This is a genomic window from bacterium (assembly GCA_030247525.1).
Taxonomy (GTDB): Bacteria; Electryoneota; JAOADG01; order JAOADG01; family JAOADG01; genus JAOTSC01.
This window is the reverse complement of the sequence record JAOTSC010000304.1, coordinates 1-1,516: the sequence shown is the minus strand read 5'-3', so window position 1 is coordinate 1,516 and position 1,516 is coordinate 1. Positions and strand designations below refer to the sequence as shown.

At 46.1% G+C, this 1,516-nt stretch carries 3 protein-coding genes; all 3 read right to left on the bottom strand.

The annotated features are described in order from the left end of the window. The coding region (locus OEM52_15245; GenBank protein ID MDK9701488.1) for a biotin carboxylase at positions 1-829 on the bottom strand (829 nt) is incomplete at its 3' end. Between the two features lie 68 nt (positions 830-897). Next, entirely contained in the window at positions 898-1,134 is a 237-nt protein-coding gene (locus OEM52_15240; GenBank protein ID MDK9701487.1) for a PqqD family protein, read from the bottom strand. Between the two features lie 30 nt (positions 1,135-1,164). Then, the gene (locus OEM52_15235; GenBank protein ID MDK9701486.1) at positions 1,165-1,374 is read right to left on the bottom strand and encodes a hypothetical protein; all 210 of its coding nucleotides are present in this window, start codon (positions 1,372-1,374) and stop codon (positions 1,165-1,167) included. Positions 1,375-1,516: the final 142 nt, after the last annotated feature.

The following is a 1,516-nucleotide window of genomic DNA, read 5'->3' as shown; positions in this document are numbered from 1 at the left end:
GCATAAACTCAAGTTCACAAGGACCTTGCCAACGCAATGCTTCGATCATTCGTTCGGTTATTTCCAATAGTTCGGGGTCACGAATCGTGATGCCTGCCCACGCTTTCCCTTTGTCGGTAAGCCGCAATTTCCGCATCGGTACAGCACCAACTAATTTTCCTTTGCCATCACCGACAGCACAGACATTGTATTCTTCACCCGGGATTACATTCTGAACCATAATGGGAACACCCCACTTTGCTCGTAATCGCTCAAAATGGATAACCGCTTCTGCCCAAGTATTCGCAATGTATGCTTCGTAAAAAATGCCCTTCACGACACATGGATACCCGGTTTTGCCAATGGCATGATCTAACGAGCCTAAGTCAGTTACAATTTCGGTAATCGGAACTGGCAGGTTATGAGTATTGCAAAACTCTGCTAATCGAGCTTTTGATCGCATTCGTAACGATTTTAAATCTGGGATGAATGCACCGATGCCCATCGCAGTAAGGTCATCGCGAATCGAGTTGTATAAATCAAGCTCGGAATCGAGATTCGGAATAATCGCCGACAGTGGTGTTTTCGAGTGAATGTAGTGAATGCGGTCGAGCGTTGCCTCCGCACCGGTATTGGGGTAGGGAATTAAATATACTTGGTCGACCACATCGCGGTCGAAACTACCGGTATCGTAAGTATCATAGGTGAGACCGATTATAAGTCCGTCCCATCCCCCCTGCCGCAGTGAACGCGCCACTGCAATTCCCGGCGCCGGGTTATCGGTGGCTTGCAATCCCGTGATTGCGATAGCTTTTGGTTGAGTGGAATCTACTACCTGATCAGAATTCATGCTTGATGCTCCCTTAGCTCGCCCGCGGACAATCTTATCACAAGGCGGATTTGTATGGATCCTGATACTTAGATCAGATTAAATTTTCGGATTTGCGAAACAAACTGATCCAAATCGAATCGAGCATCACGCTCTTCTACTTCGAACCGAATCATCAATTCGGAAATAATATCCTCAGGTCCTTTTGCGTCGAGCAACATCTGCATAATCGCAGTGCCCGTACCGTTCAGTGTATACGTAATTCCCGAGCTATGGTCGAACAGGAATCCACTCTCTGTTAATGTTATGCGGTCGCTGAGCGGCATCACATCCTCCCCTTACTACGTGTTACATCGTTAGATGGCAAAAACGCGTTCCGCGCCTGGATTGAAATTTGAAATCGCTTCTTTCAAAGCGTTCCGAGCAGTGTTTCCATAAGCTTCGCGTACTTCGCCATTGCCAAATACCACTTCGGTGTGAAATCCACGACCCACCGATTCCATCGTAATTGTAACGATGGTTGCGCTAAGGTCGGTCTTTTGTTGCGTCAAAGCTTCCCATTTCATGATTGTCTCCTTTCTCTGAGTTCAAACCGATGGTGATGTGGTAGTGACACCTCTTCACTATTCGAGGTTTAATCGTAACAGAGTCAAGAGCAATATGAATGCCAGTTACTTATAATACTTATTATCAATATCTTATATAGAT